The organism is Arthrobacter sp. NPDC092385 (assembly GCF_044755105.1).
Taxonomy (GTDB): domain Bacteria; phylum Actinomycetota; class Actinomycetes; order Actinomycetales; family Micrococcaceae; genus Arthrobacter_D.
The window spans coordinates 1-16,927 of record NZ_JBIVQL010000003.1 but is presented as its reverse complement, the minus strand read 5'-3'; the positions used below and the strand labels follow the sequence as shown (position 1 = coordinate 16,927).

17 protein-coding genes and 1 tRNA gene are annotated in these 16,927 nt (G+C 67.9%); 8 read left to right on the top strand and 10 right to left on the bottom strand.

Features of this window, described 5'->3' with window-relative positions; translation table 11 throughout:
• Positions 1–41: 41 nt before the first annotated feature.
• The 3 genes from ACIQCY_RS05130 to ACIQCY_RS05120 form a co-directional block, all read right to left on the bottom strand.
• The gene (locus tag ACIQCY_RS05130) at positions 42–956 is read right to left on the bottom strand and encodes an SDR family NAD(P)-dependent oxidoreductase (protein WP_400482812.1); all 915 of its coding nucleotides are present in this window, start codon (positions 954–956) and stop codon (positions 42–44) included.
• A gap of 237 nt (positions 957–1,193) precedes the next feature.
• Complete coding sequence (locus ACIQCY_RS05125) at positions 1,194–1,574, bottom strand: hypothetical protein (protein ID WP_400482811.1); 381 nt, start codon at positions 1,572–1,574, stop codon at positions 1,194–1,196.
• A 56-nt stretch (positions 1,575–1,630) separates the two neighbouring features.
• Complete coding sequence (locus ACIQCY_RS05120) at positions 1,631–1,822, bottom strand: hypothetical protein (protein WP_400482810.1); 192 nt, start codon at positions 1,820–1,822, stop codon at positions 1,631–1,633.
• A gap of 107 nt (positions 1,823–1,929) precedes the next feature.
• Between ACIQCY_RS05120 and ACIQCY_RS05115 the strand changes: the two genes are divergently transcribed.
• The 4 genes from ACIQCY_RS05115 (at position 1,930) to rsgA (ending at position 6,309) form a co-directional block, all read left to right on the top strand.
• On the top strand, positions 1,930–2,433 hold the full coding sequence (locus ACIQCY_RS05115; protein WP_400482809.1) for a metallophosphoesterase family protein: 504 nt from the start codon (positions 1,930–1,932) through the stop codon (positions 2,431–2,433).
• Positions 2,434–2,537: 104 nt separating this feature from the next.
• Positions 2,538–3,494: an IS481 family transposase gene (locus tag ACIQCY_RS05110; RefSeq protein WP_400482808.1), complete on the top strand. Its 957-nt coding sequence runs from the start codon at positions 2,538–2,540 to the stop codon at positions 3,492–3,494.
• 111 nt (positions 3,495–3,605) lie between these two features.
• The gene (locus ACIQCY_RS05105) at positions 3,606–4,934 is read left to right on the top strand and encodes a multidrug effflux MFS transporter (RefSeq protein WP_400482807.1); all 1,329 of its coding nucleotides are present in this window, start codon (positions 3,606–3,608) and stop codon (positions 4,932–4,934) included.
• Positions 4,935–5,262: 328 nt separating this feature from the next.
• Complete coding sequence (gene rsgA / locus ACIQCY_RS05100; protein ID WP_400482806.1) at positions 5,263–6,309, top strand: ribosome small subunit-dependent GTPase A; 1,047 nt, start codon at positions 5,263–5,265, stop codon at positions 6,307–6,309.
• 80 nt (positions 6,310–6,389) lie between these two features.
• Here rsgA and ACIQCY_RS05095 read toward each other — a convergent pair.
• Positions 6,390–6,463: transfer RNA gene (locus ACIQCY_RS05095), tRNA-Thr, on the bottom strand.
• Positions 6,464–6,556: 93 nt separating this feature from the next.
• Complete coding sequence (locus tag ACIQCY_RS05090) at positions 6,557–7,417, bottom strand: DsbA family protein (protein ID WP_400482805.1); 861 nt, start codon at positions 7,415–7,417, stop codon at positions 6,557–6,559.
• A 125-nt stretch (positions 7,418–7,542) separates the two neighbouring features.
• On the opposite strand from ACIQCY_RS05090, the gene ACIQCY_RS05085 reads away from it, so the two are divergent.
• The 4 genes from ACIQCY_RS05085 (at position 7,543) to ACIQCY_RS05070 (ending at position 12,546) form a co-directional block, all read left to right on the top strand.
• Positions 7,543–9,042: a trehalose-6-phosphate synthase gene (locus ACIQCY_RS05085; RefSeq protein WP_400482804.1), complete on the top strand. Its 1,500-nt coding sequence runs from the start codon at positions 7,543–7,545 to the stop codon at positions 9,040–9,042.
• Positions 9,032–9,838, top strand: a complete 807-nt coding sequence (otsB, locus tag ACIQCY_RS05080; protein WP_400482803.1) for a trehalose-phosphatase — start codon at positions 9,032–9,034, stop codon at positions 9,836–9,838. Before ACIQCY_RS05085 ends, otsB begins: the two co-directional genes overlap by 11 nt.
• A 107-nt stretch (positions 9,839–9,945) precedes the next feature.
• Positions 9,946–11,034, top strand: coding sequence for an ABC transporter ATP-binding protein (locus ACIQCY_RS05075; protein WP_400482802.1), 1,089 nt, complete (start codon positions 9,946–9,948; stop codon positions 11,032–11,034).
• A gap of 147 nt (positions 11,035–11,181) precedes the next feature.
• On the top strand, positions 11,182–12,546 hold the full coding sequence (locus ACIQCY_RS05070) for a DUF4032 domain-containing protein (protein ID WP_400482801.1): 1,365 nt from the start codon (positions 11,182–11,184) through the stop codon (positions 12,544–12,546).
• A gap of 72 nt (positions 12,547–12,618) precedes the next feature.
• Here the strand turns inward: ACIQCY_RS05070 and ACIQCY_RS05065 are convergent, their stop codons facing one another.
• The 5 genes from ACIQCY_RS05065 to ACIQCY_RS05045 all read right to left on the bottom strand — a co-directional run bounded on the left by ACIQCY_RS05065 (position 12,619) and on the right by ACIQCY_RS05045 (position 16,613).
• Positions 12,619–13,473: an IS3 family transposase gene (locus ACIQCY_RS05065; protein WP_400482800.1), complete on the bottom strand. Its 855-nt coding sequence runs from the start codon at positions 13,471–13,473 to the stop codon at positions 12,619–12,621.
• On the bottom strand, positions 13,470–13,796 hold the full coding sequence (locus tag ACIQCY_RS05060; RefSeq protein ID WP_400482799.1) for a helix-turn-helix domain-containing protein: 327 nt from the start codon (positions 13,794–13,796) through the stop codon (positions 13,470–13,472). The genes ACIQCY_RS05065 and ACIQCY_RS05060 overlap by 4 nt, the downstream gene beginning before the upstream one ends.
• Positions 13,797–14,050: 254 nt before the next feature.
• Entirely contained in the window at positions 14,051–14,614 is a 564-nt protein-coding gene (locus ACIQCY_RS05055; RefSeq protein WP_400482798.1) for a hypothetical protein, read from the bottom strand.
• A gap of 101 nt (positions 14,615–14,715) precedes the next feature.
• Positions 14,716–16,083 carry an FAD-binding oxidoreductase gene (locus ACIQCY_RS05050; protein ID WP_400482797.1) on the bottom strand — a complete coding sequence of 456 codons (1,368 nt, stop codon included), beginning with the start codon at positions 16,081–16,083 and terminating at the stop codon, positions 14,716–14,718.
• Positions 16,083–16,613, bottom strand: a complete 531-nt coding sequence (locus tag ACIQCY_RS05045; protein WP_400482796.1) for a hypothetical protein — start codon at positions 16,611–16,613, stop codon at positions 16,083–16,085. Before ACIQCY_RS05045 ends, ACIQCY_RS05050 begins: the two co-directional genes overlap by 1 nt.
• Positions 16,614–16,927: the final 314 nt, after the last annotated feature.

The following is a 16,927-nucleotide window of genomic DNA, read 5'->3' as shown; positions in this document are numbered from 1 at the left end:
TCACATTGACAGTGCCCCGGGCTGATGCTGGGTGGGACACGTCACCCTGCTCGGCGCCAGGGCATCCGCCGCAGCCGTGGCAGGACCCGCCATCCCCCGGTGACGCCCGTGACCTCCCGGTCCGCCTCGAAGACATTGCCGGGTGCCGCTGGCACTGATCCTGCCTTGAGCGCCAGCGCCGTGTATGCGCGCGCCACGACCGGCTCGTACACGGCCGGAGCAAAGGCCCGGGCGTGGACGAACAGGGACTGGACCCTGCCGACCTGCGTCAGCCTGCCGGGCTTCCGGGAGACGCGGACGATGGCCCGCGCCACCCGGAGGGGGTCCGTGACCGGTGGCAGCGGGCGGACCGGCCTGCCGGTGTAATTGGCCGCGTGCTGATGGATGGGAGTGTCGATGGTCGCCGGGAGGACAGCACAGACGTGGATCCCGGGTGCCTCGCGCAACTCCATCCGCAGCACCTCGAGGAAGCCGAGCAGGCCGAACTTGCTGGTCACGTAGGGGCCCACGAGGGGTGAGGTGATCCGCGAGTAGACCGAGGCCACGGGCACCAGGACGCCGTGGCCCTGGCCGCGGAAGACGCGAAGCGCAGCACGTGCCTGGTAGACCTGACCGAGCAGGTTCACCTTGATCAGCTGGTCGAAGACTTCGGACGGAGTCTGTTCGAAGGTACCGAAGCTGTACAGGGAGGCATTGCCCACCCACACGTCGATGCCGCCGAAGCGCTGCACCGCGGCATCGGCGAGGTGGCCGACCTCCGCCTCGGAGGAGACGTCCGTGGGCACGGTGATCACCGCCGCTCCCCTCTCGCGGCATTCCGCGGCGACGGCCTCGAGTGTTCCGGCGTCCCGCCCTGCGAGGACGAGCCGTGCGCCGTCCTCGGCGAACAGGCGCGCCGTCGCCCGCCCGATCCCGCTCGATGCTCCCGTGATGACCACGGTCCTCGCCTCACCCATGCGCCTGCCCTCCGATCGACGTCCCGCACGGGCCCGCGCAGGCTTCCCTCCGAGTCTTCGGGGCCGCCCGGGCATTGTCACGCACTTCCTCGTGCGGCCCGTACCCCCGCCGGTCGAGGCGTTGAACCTGCCTGGTGCCGAGCCTCCGCCGGGGCGGCCGCCGCGTCCGGAACCCATGCAGGAAGGGAACCCTCCCGCCGGGGAGGGCTCCCTTCCTGCAGTCCGAGCCCGGGCCGGTCAGGTGCCCCGGCGCCCGTCCTTGTCCTGCGTGACGTCCGGGTCGACCTTGTCGGCCTCCTGGATGTGGTGCGTCACTTTCTCACGCAACCCGTGGGCGTCGTCCTGCCGCTCCTGTGCCTGCCGCCGGAGGCGTTCGGCCTCGACCTCCGCACGCTGCGCCTCGGCCTCCGCCATCGACGCCTTGGCTTCACGCTCGCGCGCCTCGAGTTCCGTGACCTGCGCCTTCTCGCGCATCTCGGCAGCACGGTGCCTGTCCTGTTCCTGCTGGCGCCTGCGGTGCGCGGCACCGCGCTTGCGGGCCAGGAGCGCCACCACCGCGATGATGGCCAGGAGGACGACAATCCCTACGATGATCCACACCACTTGACTTGTATCCATTGCTGACTCCCTCACTCGTTGATGGCGACGTGCTGACGACGACCTGCCGGAACCGACTAGCCTCCGAAGCCACCCAGGCCGGGGATCTTGCCCAGCAGGTCCTTGGGATTGATGCCGAACTTGGCCAGCAGGTCCGAGTGCTGCTCCGGGTCCACCTGGTCGGGAAGCTCGGACTGGGCCTGCTCGGCGTGATCGTTCTTGCCCTGGCTCTTCAGCAGGTCGATGATCTGCGACTTGTCGATCCGCATGGCTGTCTCCTCTGATGTCGATCCGCTATTAGTAAGTGAGCTTAGGAAAGCATGGCACAGGGCCTCCCGCTTGTCACGGGCCCCGGTGTTTCGCGGACAATTGCTCCATGCCCCTCACCCTGACGCTCCTGGCCGACACGCACCTGCCGAAGCGCGCCAGGCACCTGCCCGGCGAGGTGTGGGCCGCCGTCGAATCCTCGGACGTCGTCGTGCACGCCGGGGACTGGACCGAGTCGTTCCTGCTCGATGAGTTGGAGGCCCGCGCCGCCCGGCTGGTCGCCTGCTACGGGAACAACGACGGCGCAGACCTCCGGGCCCGCCTGCCTCTGGTGGGCAGGGCGGAGCTCGACGGCGTGCGCCTCGCCGTCGTTCATGAGACAGGCCAGAAGCAGGGCAGGGAGGCGCGCCTGGCCGCGCTCTACCCCGACACCGACGTCCTGGTGTTCGGGCACAGCCACATCCCGTGGGACACTCGCGCCGGGTCCGGGCTGCGGCTCCTCAACCCGGGATCCCCCACCGACCGCCGCCGGCAGCCGCACTGCACCTACATGACGGCGATCATCGACGCGGGCGTGGTCACCGCCGAACTGCACCGGCTCCCACCGCGCTAGCTGTACTGGGCTGGGACGTTGTTGACGCTTGGGGCTTCATAAGAGGAGGACCTCCGGGCTTAGTGGAGCTGTCTAGTTCCCACACTTCGCGACCGGAGGTCCTCGTGTCCCACGCTAATGCTCGTCTGACGGTGCATGGAAGACAGTTGATTGTTGATCGGGTGGCTGCAGGTCGCCCGGTCGCCCATATCGCTGCCGAGTTGGGCGTGTCCCGGCAGACCGCGTACCGGTGGGTCGGCCGGTACCGGGACGAAGGAACCGCGGGGCTGCGGGACCGCTCGAGCCGACCACGATCATCGCCCAGGCGTACCAGCGCCGATCGGGAGGAGGCCGTCCTGCAGGCCCGGCAGGCATTGCGCTTCGGGCCGGTGCGGATCGCGGCAGCCACGGGTGTCCCGGCACGGACCGTGACCCGGATCCTGCACCGCCATCAGGTTCCACGGCTCGCGGACTGCGATCCGCTCACCGGGAGCCTAATTCGCGCGTCGCGGGCGAGCTCGAACCGGTACGAGCGCACCACCGCCGGAGAGCTGGTCCACCTGGACGTCAAGAAACTCGGACGGATACCGGCCGGTGGTGGCTGGCGGGCGCACGGGCGTTCCGAGCAGGTCAGGGGCCGCGGCATCGGCTACGACTACGTCCATGTCGCCATCGATGATCACACCCGGGTCGGGTACGCCGAAGTCCTTCCCGATGAAAAAGGCGCAACCGCCGCCGGGTTCCTCGTCCGCGCCGGCATCTACTTCGCCGAACAAGGCATCGACCATATCGAACGCGTCATCACCGACAACGCCCTCGCCTACCGCAACTCCGCCGCATTCGCCCGGGCAGTGGCGGACCTCGGAGCCGTTCAACGCTTCATCAAACCCCACTGCCCCTGGACCAACGGCAAAGCCGAACGCTTCAACCGCACACTCCAAACAGAATGGGCCTACCGCCAGGTCTTCACCAGCAGCGCACAACGCCAAGCCGCCCTTGCCCCCTGGCTCCAGCACTACAACACTGAACGCATCCACACCGGCATCGGAACCACACCCATCACCCGAGTGTCACCAACCTGACGGCCCAGTACAGCTAGCCCCGGATCTGCCGACTGTCCACAAGTACCGGTGGATGGCGCCTCTTCCCACCGCACCTGTTCGGTCGGTCAACGATCTGGCTAGGGTTTCAGGGTGAGTACCGCGAAGACCGCCGTCACCGCCTCGTCCAGCCGACGTTCGAGCATCAAGTGGATCCTGATGCTCGGTGCCCTCGCGGCGCTGCCGGCCATCACCACCGACATGTACCTGCCCTCCCTCCCCGTGGTGGCGGAGGATCTCGAGACGACGCAGGCGGCAGCGCAGTTCACCATGTCCGGCATGCTCATCGGCGCCGGAGTGGGCCAGCTCGTCATCGGACCGTTCTCGGACCGGTTCGGCAGGCGGCTACCGCTGCTCATCGGCATCTCACTCCATGTCGTGACCTCGATCCTCTGCTCGATCACACCGGACATCGAGACGCTGATCGGGCTCCGCGTCTGCCAGGGCTTCTTCAACGCGGCCGCGTCGGTGGTGTCCATCGCCGTCATCAGGGACCGCTTCGTCGGCTCGGACGCTGCGAGGCTCCTGTCGCGGCTGATGCTCGTCATCGGGGTTGCACCGCTCTTCGCACCGACCGTCGGCCAGGCCATCGCGGGTGCCTGGCAGTGGCGGGCCGTGTTCTACGCCCTCGCGCTCATCGGGCTCTTCCTCGTGCTCATCGTGTGGCGCTTCATGCCGGAATCGCTGCCCAAGGAACAGCGGCGCCCGGGCAATCCGCGGCAGGTTGCCGGCGGCTATGCCGCCTTGCTCCGCGACCGGCACTTCATGGCCCTCGCAGTGATCCCCGGCCTCGGGCTCGCGGTGATCATGAGCTACGTCGTCGGCTCCCCGTTCGTCTTCCAGGACGAGTACGGCCTCAGCCAGGGACAGTTCGCCGCGGTGTTCGCACTGAACGGCGCGGCGATCGTCGGTTCGGCGCAGCTCAACGCGGCACTCGTGCGCCGCGCAGCGCCGATCCGCGTGCTCCGGATCGCGGTGATCGTCCAGATGGGCTGCGCGCTCATCCTCCTCGCCATCGTGCTCACGGGTTTCGGCGGGATCGTCGGACTCGTCGCCGGCCTGTGGCTCGTGCTCGGGACGCAGGGCATGATCCCCGCCAACGCCTCGGTGCTGGCGCTGCACAACTACGGGCACATGGCCGGCACCGCGGCTGCGGTCATCGGCTCCCTCCAGTCCGGTGTCGCGGGGCTCGTCAGCCCGTTCGTCGGTTTCCTCGGGGGCGGCTCGGTCGCCATGGTGTGCGTGATGCTCGCCGCGGTGTCGCTCACCCTGCTCGTCCTCGCCACCGCGACACCCGCCTATCGCAAGGGCGGCTGGCGTGAACGCGACGGCATGGAACCAGGCCCGACGTCGACCGCCGTCGAGACGGAGGAGCGCGAGGCGGAGCAGGTGGAAGCGCAGGGCCCGGACCAGCGGAGCTGATCCCGGCACGACCGGTCCACCGACGATCCGACGGCGGCCACCGGTCCGCGGTGGCCTGTTCGCAGCATCCTGCTGCCCTGGTTGCCGCAGTACGGATGGAGTCGCATGACGGACCGCCACCAGGTCTGTCCGTACCGGCATCGTCGTGCCTATCATGTATGACCGCGGGTCGTCCGAGCCGTGAGCGAGCCGTAGGAAGAAGGAGGAGGTGGAGTCATGAAGAAGGTCCCTGTCGCCGCGCAACGCGCCGCCGACCCCATGAACCCCGCCTCCCCTGCTGTGGTGCACTAACTGCGCCCCTCGGGAGGCCTCCCACGGAGGAAACCCGTTGAACACTCTGACGCAGTACGGCTTCACCGACCGCATCAGCGGTCTCTTCTCGTTCCATTTCCCGATCGGCGCGGAACCCGCGCGGGTCGTCCGCGCCGACCGCGGCCGCGCCCTGCTCGCCTCACGGCACGGACTGCTGCACGTCGACGACGGCGGCGGGTTCGTCACCGGTGACTGGGTCGCCCTGCAGGGCCACGACGACCGCACCGTCGTCGGATCCCTGCCCCGCTCATCCCTCCTGCAGCGCAAGCGGGCCCACGATCCCCTGTCCGAGGCACAGGTCCTGGGCGCCAACATGGACCTGGTAGGTGTCGTCGTCCCCCTGGACCGCCCGCTGTCGGCCAACCGGCTCGAACGCACCCTGGTGGCCGCCCGGGACTCCGGCGCCCTTCCGATCGTCATCCTGACGAAGGCCGACCTCAGCACGCGGTTCGACGACGTGGTCGCCGAGACGGTCGAACGCTCCCGCGGGGTGGAGGTCTTCACGACGTCGGCACAGGATCAGGACGGACTCGAGGCCCTGCGCGGAAGGATCGGGACGGGCCGGACGCTCGCCCTGCTCGGGCCCTCCGGTGCCGGCAAATCGAGCCTGATCAACGCCCTCGTGGGTAGGCACCGGCAGGATACGGGCCAGGTGCGTGCGGGGGACGGAAGGGGCCGGCACACGACGACGGCCCGGGAACTGGTCCCGCTGGGTGACGGTGCCGTCGTGATGGACACGCCGGGATTGCGGGGCTTCGCCCTGTGGAACGCCGAGGACGGACTGTCGCAGGTCTTCGCGGATGTGGAGGAACTCTTCGGTGATTGCCGGTTCCGCGATTGTGCCCACGACAGCGAGCCGGGCTGTGCGGTACAGGCGGCCATCGAATCGGGGGCTCTCGCCGAACGCCGCTGGCTGAGCTACCTCAAGATGGAGCGCGAACTCGCGAGCCTCCACCGCCGCCAGAGCGCCGCCGACCAGCGGCGCCACGCGAGATCTTTCCGTCAGGCTGCCCGTGGCGCCGCGACGGCGAAGGACTACCGGAACAGGTTCATGGAGGAGTGAGTGCATCCGCTGCCCGTCGGCGCGGGAACCAGCAGCCGACCTACTTCGCCTCGGTCCACCTGGCGTCGAGGCGGGAGGCGAGCCCCCTGTCGGATTCGAACCGACGACCCCCGCTTTACAAGAGCGGTGCTCTGGCCAACTGAGCTAAGGAGGCGTGCTGGCCAGGCCAGCCGGCGCCGTCGTCGTCCTCCTGGAAGGAGACGCCGAGCGCTCAATAAGGGTAGCCCAGCCCCGGCACCGCGGGAAATCAGCCCCTGCCGTCCAGCTGCTCCTGAACAGCCGTCCCGAAATCGGACACCGCATTGGCAACGACATCGCCGTTCACGTACACCGTGGGTGTCCCGCCGACGGCGGCTGCCTGTGCCGCCTCGGTCGTGTACTTCACCCAGGGCCTGAACGTGCCGTCCTCGACGCAGGTCGAGATGTCGCCGGCCCCGGCTTCCTCCGCGAGCGCCACGAGGCCGTCGTCGTCGAGCTCTCCCTCCTCGAACCGGCTGAAGATGCGCCGGGTGAAGTCGAGGTAGGCGGCCGGAGCGGCGTCGGCGACGCATGCCGCGGCATTCGCCCCCCGTGACGAGTAGTCCGTCCTGCTGTTCCGGTCGAGGTAGGCCACGGTGCGGTATTCGAGGGTGATGTCCCCGCCGTCGAGCCAGGATCGGATCTGCTCGGAGTGCCGCGCCTCGAAGTCCGCGCAGTGGACGCAGTTGATGTCCACATAGGCGACGACCTGGAGCGGCCCCTCGGCGGAGGCCTCGATGCCTTCGGGGACGGAGCCTTCCGCCTCGGGCTCGGACGGCAGGGTCGAGGCGTCCACGTCCTGCGTCTGCGTCGGTTCCACCTCGGTCGCGGACACGAGCGTGATGCCGCCCTGCGCGTTCCCCGCCCGGGGCGCCGGTCCTGCATCGGGAATCCGGCTGCGCACAGTGCCGACCACGACCACGGCGATGATCACGACGATGACGAGCGCGCCCACCACCACGCCCCACTTCGCCAGGAGGCCGTTCCGGCGCTCCCTCCGCTGCTGCTCCTCGCGCGCCAGGCGCTCCCGCTCCCGGGCTGCGGCGGTGCGTTCGGCTTTGGTCGGCTTGCGTGCGGGTGCGGGCGCCATCAGTCCTCTTCGTCGGTGGTCGGGGGCCAGTTTAGCGACCGTTCCTCGGAGCCTCCCCGTGGCACCGGGTGCCGAACCGCGGACGTCCATGACGATAGAGTCGTCGACGAGACCAAACTACTGCGATGGAGCCAGTTTTGAGCGCAGCACAACCTTCGACCACGCCAGGCGTCACAGCCTCGTACTCCACGGACGGCAGGTTCGGTGACTTCGATTTCATCGTCGTCTCCAACCGGTTGGCGGTGGACCGCGTCGTCGACGAGCACGGTGAGAGCTCGTGGCGACGCTCCCCGGGCGGACTCGTCACCGCGCTCGCGCCGGTGATGGCCAAGGCCGACGGCGCCTGGGTCGGCTGGCACGGCGCCCCGGACGAGACGCTCGAGCCCTTCGACGAGGCGAACATGCGCCTCGTCCCCGTGCCGCTCAGCGAGGAGGAGGTGGAGCTCTACTACGAGGGCTTCTCCAATGCGACCCTCTGGCCGCTCTATCACGACGTCATCGCCTCCCCCGAGTTCCACCGCACCTGGTGGGACTCCTACCGCAGGGTGAACGAGCGCTTCGCGGAGGCGACGGCGTCGGTGGCCGCCGAGGGTGCCACGGTATGGGTGCAGGACTATCAGCTGCAGCTCGTCCCGAAGCTGCTGCGGCAGGCACGGCCCGACCTGAAGATCGGCTTCTTCAACCACATCCCCTTCCCCCCGCTCGAGATCTACGCGCAGCTCCCCTGGCGCCGGCAGGTCATCGAGGGGCTGCTCGGCGCAGACCTCATCGGCTTCCAGCGACCGAGTGACGCCAGCAACTTCCTGCGCTGCGTGCGCCGCTTCAAGGGCTACACGATCAAGGCCCAGCAGGTGCAGATCCCGGCGGGCGACGACGGAACGCCGGCCTACGTCTCGCGCGCCGAGGCGTTCCCCATCTCCATCGACACCGCGTCGATCACGGAGCTGGCACAGCGGCCCGACGTCATCGAGCGGTCGAGGGAGATCCGCCGCGAGCTCGGCGACCCCCAGCACATCCTCCTCGGCGTGGACCGGCTCGACTACACCAAGGGCATCGGGCACCGGCTCAAGGCCTACGGTGAACTGCTCGAGGACGGCGCCATCACGGTCGAGGACGCCGCCCTCATCCAGGTGGCCAGCCCGAGCCGCGAGCGCGTGGAGCAGTACCGCTTGCTCCGCGAGGACATCGAAGGCGCCGTGGGCCGCATCAACGGCACGCACGACACCATGAAGAACACGGCCATCCGCTACCTCCACCACAGCTACCCGGTCGAGGAGATGGTGGCGCTCTACCTGGCCGCCGACGTCATGCTCGTCACGGCGCTCCGGGACGGCATGAACCTCGTTGCCAAGGAGTACGTCGCGGCCCGCACGGCCAACACCGGAATGCTCGTCCTCAGCGAGTTCGCGGGAGCGGCGGACACGCTTCGCCAGGCAATCCTCGTCAACCCGCATGACATCGACGGCCTGAAGAGCGCCATCGTCTCGGCCATCACGATGCCCCGGACGGAAGCCATGCGGCGCATGAGGCTCATGCGCCGGCAGGTGGTCCACAACGACGTCGAGCGCTGGTCGCAGGCCTTCCTCAACGCCCTGCACACCGGGAGCCCCGACGATGGTGCTTGAGCCGGACCTCCACGCCGCGCTGGCCGCCCTCGCCTCGACGCCCCGTCTGCTGGTGGCGCTCGACTTCGACGGCACGCTGGCGCCGCTCGTCGAACGGGCAGAGGACGCGCGGGCCCTTCCCTCGTCGGCCGGAGCGGTCCGGGCGCTGGCCGCGCTACCGGCCACGACGACGGCGCTGATCTCGGGACGCGCCCTCGCCAGCCTGCGCGTCGTCGCGGACCCCGCCCCGGACACCATGCTCATCGGCAGCCACGGCGCGGAGACCTGGACCGGGCCCGACGGCGCCCCCCTCGCCCTGACCCCCGGGCAGGCGGACCTGTTGGCACGGGCCGTCGAGGTCGTCGAGCGGACCGTCGACGCGCACGAGGGGACGTGGACCGAATTCAAGCCCGCCGGCGTCGTGCTCCACACGAGGTCGGCGGCCGACTCCGTCGCGGACGCCGCCGTGGCGGCCGTGCGAGCGGAGCTGGCCCACCTCGAGGACCTGAGCGTCACCGACGGCAAGCGCGTGCTGGAGATCTCGGTGGTCAAGGCCGACAAGGGGCAGGGACTGGCGTTGCTGAGGGAGGCGACGGGAGCGACGGCGGTCCTGTTCGCAGGCGACGACGTCACGGACGAGGACGCCCAGCGCACCCTCGGACCGGACGACGTCGGGATCCGGATCGGCCCTGGTGAGACCGCCGCCCCCTTCACCGTCGCCACGCCCGAGGATTTCGCGGCCGTCCTGCACGAACTCGTGGCCTTGCGCACGGCAAGTGCGCACAGCCGAGGAACGTGTCATACTACGGGAGCGTGACCAACGTCACCGGTACTGCTGGCGGGTCACGCACCCACAACTGAATATCTCTTCCATTCACTACGGATCGTCGGGCACGTACCTGCCCGTGAAAAGGAACCAAAACCATGGCAACGGTAACGTTTGACCAGGCCACGCGCCTGTACCCGGGCACCGAGAAGCCCGCCGTCGACAAGCTGAACATCGACATCGCCGACGGCGAATTCCTCGTCCTCGTAGGACCCTCCGGTTGCGGAAAGTCCACCTCCCTGCGCATGCTCGCAGGCCTCGAAGACGTCAACTCCGGACGCATCCTCATCGGCGACCGCGACGTCACCGATGTACCCCCGAAGGATCGCGACATCGCGATGGTCTTCCAGAACTACGCCCTCTACCCGCACATGTCGGTCGCCGACAACATGGGCTTCGCGCTCAAGATCGCCGGCGTGTCCAAGGAAGAGCGGGCGGAGCGCGTCCGAGAAGCAGCGAAGCTCCTCGACCTCGAGGACTACCTGGACCGCAAGCCGAAGGCACTCTCCGGCGGCCAGCGCCAGCGCGTCGCGATGGGACGCGCCATCGTGCGTAACCCCCAGGTCTTCCTCATGGACGAGCCCCTCTCGAACCTCGATGCCAAGCTCCGTGTGCAGACGCGTACGCAGATCGCTTCGCTGACCCGCCGCCTCGGCGTCACCACGGTCTACGTCACGCACGACCAGGTCGAGGCCATGACCATGGGTGACCGCGTCGCGGTCCTCAAGGACGGCATCCTCCAGCAGGTCGACACGCCGCGTAACCTCTACGAGCGCCCCAAGAACGTCTTCGTGGCGGGCTTCATCGGCTCCCCTGCGATGAACCTCCTCGAGCTGCCCGTCGCCGACGGCGGTGTCCTCTTCGGCGGCATCGTCTACCCGGTCCCGAGGAACGTCCTGGACGCGGCCGCCGGCAACACGGTCACGCTGGGCGTGCGGCCCGAGGACCTGGTCCTCTCGGCCACCGGTGAAGGCCTCCAGGTGGAGGTCGACGTCGTCGAGGAGCTCGGCGCCGACGCCTACATCTACGGCCACACCACCCTCGACGGCAAGAACCACGACATGGTGGTCCGCGTCGACGGCCGCCGCCCGCCGATGAAGGGCGACAGCGTGTACGTGCGGCCGGAGCAGGGCCACGTGCACCTGTTCGACACCACGAGCGGTCTCCGCCTGGCGGAGACGGTCTAGCACCTTCACAGGCTGCGCACCACGTACGACGACGGCGGTGGCTCCGCCGGGCATCCCACTGGGTGCCCGGCGGACGCCACCGCTTCGTTTAACGGCCACTACGCTTGATGCAGGCCCAATCTCCCGCCCTGACACGAAGGCATCACCATGACAGAGACCTCGAACGCCCAGTGGCATGACGAGCCGACGGACTACGACCAGACCGGCAAGCTGCCGCGAGTGCGGCCGGCGTCAGCCGTGGGCCCGGAGACGCTGGGATCGCTCAATATCACCGCGGCCGCAACGGACCCGGAGCTGCTCGACCTGCCCTGGCACATCGCCCTCGAGCAGTGGCCGGCCAGCGCCCTCGCCGCCCTCCCCCGTGGCATCTCGCGGCACATCGTGCGCTTCGCGCACCTCGGCGGGTCCGTCATCGCCGTCAAGGAGACGAGCGAGCACATCGCCCGCCACGAGTACCACATGCTCCGGAAGCTCCAGCGGCTGGACGTGCCGTGCGTCGAGCCCGTCGCCGTCATCTCCGGCCGCACCACGCCGGAGGGCGAGGAACTGGACCCCGTCCTCGTCACGCGTCATCTCAAGTTCTCGCTCCCGTACCGCGCCCTGTTCTCCCAGACCCTTCGCCGCGACACGCTGACGCGCCTCATCGACGCGCAGGCGCTCCTCCTCGTGCGGCTCCACCTCATCGGCTTCTACTGGGGTGACGTCTCGCTGTCGAACACCCTGTTCCGCCGTGATGCGGGTTCCTTCGCCGCGTACCTCGTCGACGCGGAGACGGGCGAGCTGTACCCGGAGCTGTCGACGGGCCAGCGGGAGTACGACCTCGAGATCGCCCGCGTGAACATCGCCGGTGAGCTGATGGACCTCGCAGAGGGCGGCCTCATCGAGGAGAAGGTGGACCCCCTCGCAACAAGTGAACTGATCATGGACAGCTACCGCCGTCTCTGGAGCGAGCTCACCGAGAAGGAGTCCTTCGAACTCGGCGAACGGTGGCGGGTGGGAGCACGGATCCGCCGCCTCAACGAACTCGGCTTCGACGTCGAGGAGTACGCCATCAAGACGGCCGCCAATGGCACGCAGATCCAGCTGCAGCCCAAGGTGGTGGATGCGGGGCACCACAGCCGCCGCCTCCTCCGTCTCACCGGCCTCGACGCCCAGGAGAACCAGGCTCGGAGGCTCCTGAACGACATGGATGCCTACCGCGCCGACAACAATCCGACGCTCGACGAGGAGTTCAGCGCCCACCTCTGGGTCAACGAGGTCTTCGAGCCCATCGTCCGCGCCGTGCCACGTGAACTCGGCGGCAAGCTCGAGCCCGCGGAGGTGGTCCACGAGGTGCTGGAGCACCGGTGGTACATGTCAGAGCGCGAGGACAGGAACGTCCCGCTGGCGGAAGCCGTGCAGTCCTACCTCGACGACGAGCTCCGGCACCGCCGTGACGAGGCGGAGATCATGCTCACGGCAGATTCCCGGACGATCGGCCTCGACGAGGACTCGGAGTACGGGGACAACTAGGGGAACCCGTGAAAAAGGACCGGCAGCCAGGGTGAACTGGTCCCCGGATGTTGGACTGGCTAAGTAAGTAGGTTAGGCCGCGAGGGTCTGAGCACGGTATCGCACCGGACTCAGGCCCTTGAGCTTTGTGGAGATCCGCTCGGTGTTGTACCAGCGGATGTACTCGTGTAGGGCTTCAGTGAAGGCGTCGGTGCTGATGAAGCGGACCCGGTGGAACAGTTCTTCCTTGAGGTGACCGAAGAAGTTCTCCATGACGGCGTTGTCGTAGCAGTTGCCCTTGCGGGACATCGACTGGTGTGCGCCGGCGTCCTGGAGCAGACGCCGCCAGGAGGCGTGCTGGTATTGGAAACCCTGGTCCGAGTGGACCAACGGCTCTTCTCCGCCCTTGAGCGTTGCCAGGGCTTCTCGGAGGGATGTGTTGGTCAGCTCCAGATTCGGTGATGAGCTGATCGAGTAGGAGATGATTTGCCGGTCGAAGAGATCCATGACCGGTGAGAGATAGAGCTTCCGGTCGCCGACACTGAACTCGGTCACATCCGTGACCCACTTCTGGTTCGGCGCGTCCGCTGCGAAGTCCCGGTCCAGCACATTCGCAGCGATCCTGCCCTGCTCACCCCGGTAAGAGGTAAAGCGCTTTTTCCTGCGGACCTGACAGGCCAGGCGCAGTGATCGCATCAGCTTCAGCACGGTCTTCCTCGCGACCGTCCACCCCTGCCGGACCAGGACGGTGTGGATGCGGCGGTGCCCGTACCGTCCGTGGTTCGCCGTGAAGATCTCCGCGATCGCGTCCTTGAGCTCCTGACGCGGATCCGGCGCCTGGAGCCGGGCCTGGTGGTAGAAGAACGTGGACCGGGCCAGGCCGGTGACCTCGAGCAGCACCGGGAGCGGGAAGTCGGCCTTGAGGGCGATGACGGCCTGAACCTTCACCGTCGTGGTTCCTGCGCGCTCAAGGCCCGTAATTTTCCCAGGTACGCGACCTCCGCCCGTAACCGTTCGTTCTCCCGCCGCAACCGCTCCAACTCGGACACCTCCGCAGGCGGTAAGGACTTGGGGCTTCTGGGTCTGCCCTTGGGCTTGGGCCGTAACCCGTCGGCGCCGTCGCGGCGATACTCCCGCACCCACTTCTCAAGGAGCAGAGGCGAGGACAGGCCGGCTTCCGTCGCGAGGTTCAGTGACGTCTCACCCGCGATGAACCGCTCCACCAAGGCGAGCTTGACCTCGAACGAATACACCTGTTTCGGCTTAGCCACCAGCGCTCCTCGACCACGGATCGTCCACCGCCGATGCAGACGCCTCACCGGTCCACGAGACACTCCCAGCAAGGTCGCAGCGCCTGTGTCCGCGATGCCCTTCTCGAACAACGCTACAGCCGCTTCACGCTGCTCCACCGACAACGAACTACGTGCATGCATAAAAATGCTCCCCGGGAGTCGAAACTGAATTTCTCAGTCCAACTTCCGGGGAGCAGTTCAGGGGGCTGCCGGTCCTTTTTCCAGGAATTCGATCAAGGGCAGGTCGTCGTCGTGCCCTGGAATTCGACCTCGGTACCACTCGGCACACCTTGGCAGAGTTCGGCCAACTCGGTGAACGCGGGAATCAAGGCGATGAATCCGATGATGAGGATTGCCAGCCCGATCGTGAAGAGAACGCCGATGATGATGCCGGCGAGGGCAAATCCGTTGCCCATCTTCGCTCTCCGGGATTTGACGAAAGCGATGATACTGATGATCAGTCCGACCGGGGGAAGCACGATCGCAAGAATGAATCCGACGATCCCGAGGGTCCGGCCAGGGTTCTCGGCCGGCTGGCCCTGGTAGCCCTGCTGCCCCGGGTAGTTGCCGGCGCCCGAACCGTATTGGCCCTGCTGACCGTAGGGCGAGGCGCTCTGCTGACCGTAGGGCGAGGCGCTCTGCTGCCCGTACTGGGGCGGGTTCTGCCCGTACTGGGGCAGGTTCTGCCCGTACTGCGGCTGGTTCTGCCCGTACTGGGGCAGGTTCTGCCCGTACTGCGGCTGGTTCTGCTCGCCGGAGGGCGAATTGCCCTGCGATCCCGGATTGTTGTCAGACATGCTGCCCCCAAAGGACGTGATGGAAAGTGACGGTGAATACCGGCAATTTCCTGAACATTATCACTGGGCGCCTGCGTGTATCAGGAGCGGAGGCGCAACGATCAGGAGACGATCGCCTTGCCAGGATTGAGTATGCCCAACGGGTCGAAGACCTGCTTGATGCGCGCCTGCAGCTCCAGGATCTGCGGCGATTGCTCCCAGGCAAGCCACCGGCGCTTGTACTGACCCACGCCGTGCTCGCCCGTGATCGTGCCACCCAGGTCGAGGGCGCATCGCACTGATTCGTCCAGCGCCTCCTCCAGCCGCGTCTGGGCCTCGATACCCTCGCTACGCTCGACCCAGAAGGTCGGGTGGAGGTTGCCGTCACCCGCGTGGGCCACGACCTTCAACCGGACGTGGTGGCGGGCGGCCATCGACTCGAGCGCGGCGACGTAGTGCACCAGTTGCGACTTCGGTACGGCAACGTCCTCACCCACCCGGTAGAGATCATCCACCTCGTCGCCCCGGCTGTGCCGCCTCAGGTCCACCAGCAGGTCCGCCTCCTCCGAACCCTCGTCGCTGACACTCGCACCGAGCTCCACCAGCGCTGCCCGGATCGCGTCCGCCTCCGCAGCGGCTCCGTATCCGTCGGTCCGTGCCAGCAGGAGCGAGCCGCCTCGGCGGCGCAGATCCGAACCATGGGCGCCGTCGAGCGCTTCGAGCGTCTGACCGTCGAGCAGTTCGAGGATCGCAGGCTGCACACGAGCACGCCCGATGGCCAGTACGCCTGCGGCGGCCTGCGGGAAATCGTCGAAGAAGGCCGCAAGGGTGTGCACCGCGCGCGGGAGGTACCGGAGGCGAACCGTGATGCCCACGATGACACCGAGCGTCCCCTCCGAGCCGGTCATCAGGGCCGTCAGGTCGTAGCCGGCCACGCCCTTGAAGGTCCGATGGCCCGTCGAGACCAGGGTGCCATCGGCGAGCACGACGTCGAGGGCAAGCACCGAATCGCGCGTCACACCGTACTTCGCGCAGCGTAGCCCGCCGGCGTTGGTGGCGACGTTCCCGCCGATCGTCGACCAACGGTAGCTCGCGGGATCCGGGGCGTACATCAGGCCGTGTTCGGCGACAGCAGCGTTCAGGTCGGCATTGATGACGCCGGGCTCGACGACGGCCGTCTCGTCATCGGCGTTGATGGCGAGGATCGTGTTCATGAGTTCGAGCGACAGGATGACACTGCCGACGGTCGCGTGGGCGCCTCCGGAAACACCGGATCCGGCACCCCGGCTGACAACAGGAACGCCATAGCGTGTGGCCCAGCGAAGGAGCGTCTGCACGTCCGGGACGGTCCGTACGCGGACGACGGCGGTCGGCAGGGTCGGGTGGACGACAGGGCCCTGGTCCCGGGAGTACAGCCTGAGGTCCTCAGCAGCCGTGGACACGCATCCGGGCAGGGCGACGGCCAACTCCTCGAGGATTTCGCGCGCCATCAGGCACCGCCCATGAAGCGCCGATAACGGGCGAGGGCGCCGGGCCAGAACGCTTGGTAGAACTCGTACACGTCCTGAGGATCAGCAGTGGTCCAGCCGCCATGGGTAAGCGTCAGGGTGGTGCGGCCCTCCGATCCCGGCGGGAGCTCCCCCGATGGCCCGGCCAGGGGCTGCACGTCTGATGCCCGAGGGCCTTCCGCCAGCTCCAGCCGTACCTGCGTCGTGTCACTCGAACCGGCGTGCGTCCAACGCAACTCCAACCACTGCCCTGGCCGGCCGTCCGTCACCTCGCCCCACACGTTCTCGTCATCCTGGGCGGACGTCTCCACCAGCGCCTTGTCTTCGAGGTCGAAGAAGCTGCCCTCCCCCCAGCGGCTCAGCTCATCCGCCGGCCACCAGAGGTGCAGGTGCTCGGTCAGGCCCGCCCAGGCGTGACCGGCAGGGGCCGGGACGACCACGGTAACCCGCAGTTCGGGGCGCGGGCTCGAATCACCGGCTGCTTCGGGAGGGTGCGAGAACAATCCACTCATGGTCCGACCCTACCGTCAGCACGAAGAGCTACCGCACGAGCGAGCGAGTCGTTGCGGGATCACACACGGCCGCCGCCTCCCGCGTGCCGGCTCGACTGCCTCAGCAATCGGGGCCGGGGGGGGCGGGTCGGGGTTGGCCTGGTTCCGGGCTGCCGGCTCGGTGCTGTTGGGTGGGTGCTGTTGGACGGGTGGGTGTGGCTTTCGTGGTGTGGGTTAAATGGGGGGAAGGCCCCGCACCTGGTGGTGTGGGGCCTTCCCTTTTTTGTGTTGCTAAGTGTTGTCCGGCGGTGTCCTACTCTCCCACACTCTCTCGG

What these genes read in the sequence shown, in the direction of transcription:
- ACIQCY_RS05115 (WP_400482809.1), top strand. Translation starts at nt 1,930, where the DNA reads ATGCCCCTCACCCTGACGCTCCTGGCCGACACGCACCTGCCGAAGCGC.
- ACIQCY_RS05085 (WP_400482804.1), top strand. Translation starts at nt 7,543, where the DNA reads ATGGAGCCAGTTTTGAGCGCAGCACAACCTTCGACCACGCCAGGCGTC.
- ACIQCY_RS05050 (WP_400482797.1), bottom strand. Translation starts at nt 16,083, where the DNA reads ATGGCGCGCGAAATCCTCGAGGAGTTGGCCGTCGCCCTGCCCGGATGC.
- ACIQCY_RS05125 (WP_400482811.1), bottom strand. Translation starts at nt 1,574, where the DNA reads ATGGATACAAGTCAAGTGGTGTGGATCATCGTAGGGATTGTCGTCCTC.
- ACIQCY_RS05090 (WP_400482805.1), bottom strand. Translation starts at nt 7,417, where the DNA reads ATGGCGCCCGCACCCGCACGCAAGCCGACCAAAGCCGAACGCACCGCC.
- ACIQCY_RS05075 (WP_400482802.1), top strand. Translation starts at nt 9,946, where the DNA reads ATGGCAACGGTAACGTTTGACCAGGCCACGCGCCTGTACCCGGGCACC.
- otsB (WP_400482803.1), top strand. Translation starts at nt 9,032, where the DNA reads ATGGTGCTTGAGCCGGACCTCCACGCCGCGCTGGCCGCCCTCGCCTCG.
- ACIQCY_RS05045 (WP_400482796.1), bottom strand. Translation starts at nt 16,613, where the DNA reads ATGAGTGGATTGTTCTCGCACCCTCCCGAAGCAGCCGGTGATTCGAGC.
- ACIQCY_RS05120 (WP_400482810.1), bottom strand. Translation starts at nt 1,822, where the DNA reads ATGCGGATCGACAAGTCGCAGATCATCGACCTGCTGAAGAGCCAGGGC.
- ACIQCY_RS05055 (WP_400482798.1), bottom strand. Translation starts at nt 14,614, where the DNA reads ATGTCTGACAACAATCCGGGATCGCAGGGCAATTCGCCCTCCGGCGAG.
- ACIQCY_RS05070 (WP_400482801.1), top strand. Translation starts at nt 11,182, where the DNA reads ATGACAGAGACCTCGAACGCCCAGTGGCATGACGAGCCGACGGACTAC.
- ACIQCY_RS05130 (WP_400482812.1), bottom strand. Translation starts at nt 956, where the DNA reads ATGGGTGAGGCGAGGACCGTGGTCATCACGGGAGCATCGAGCGGGATC.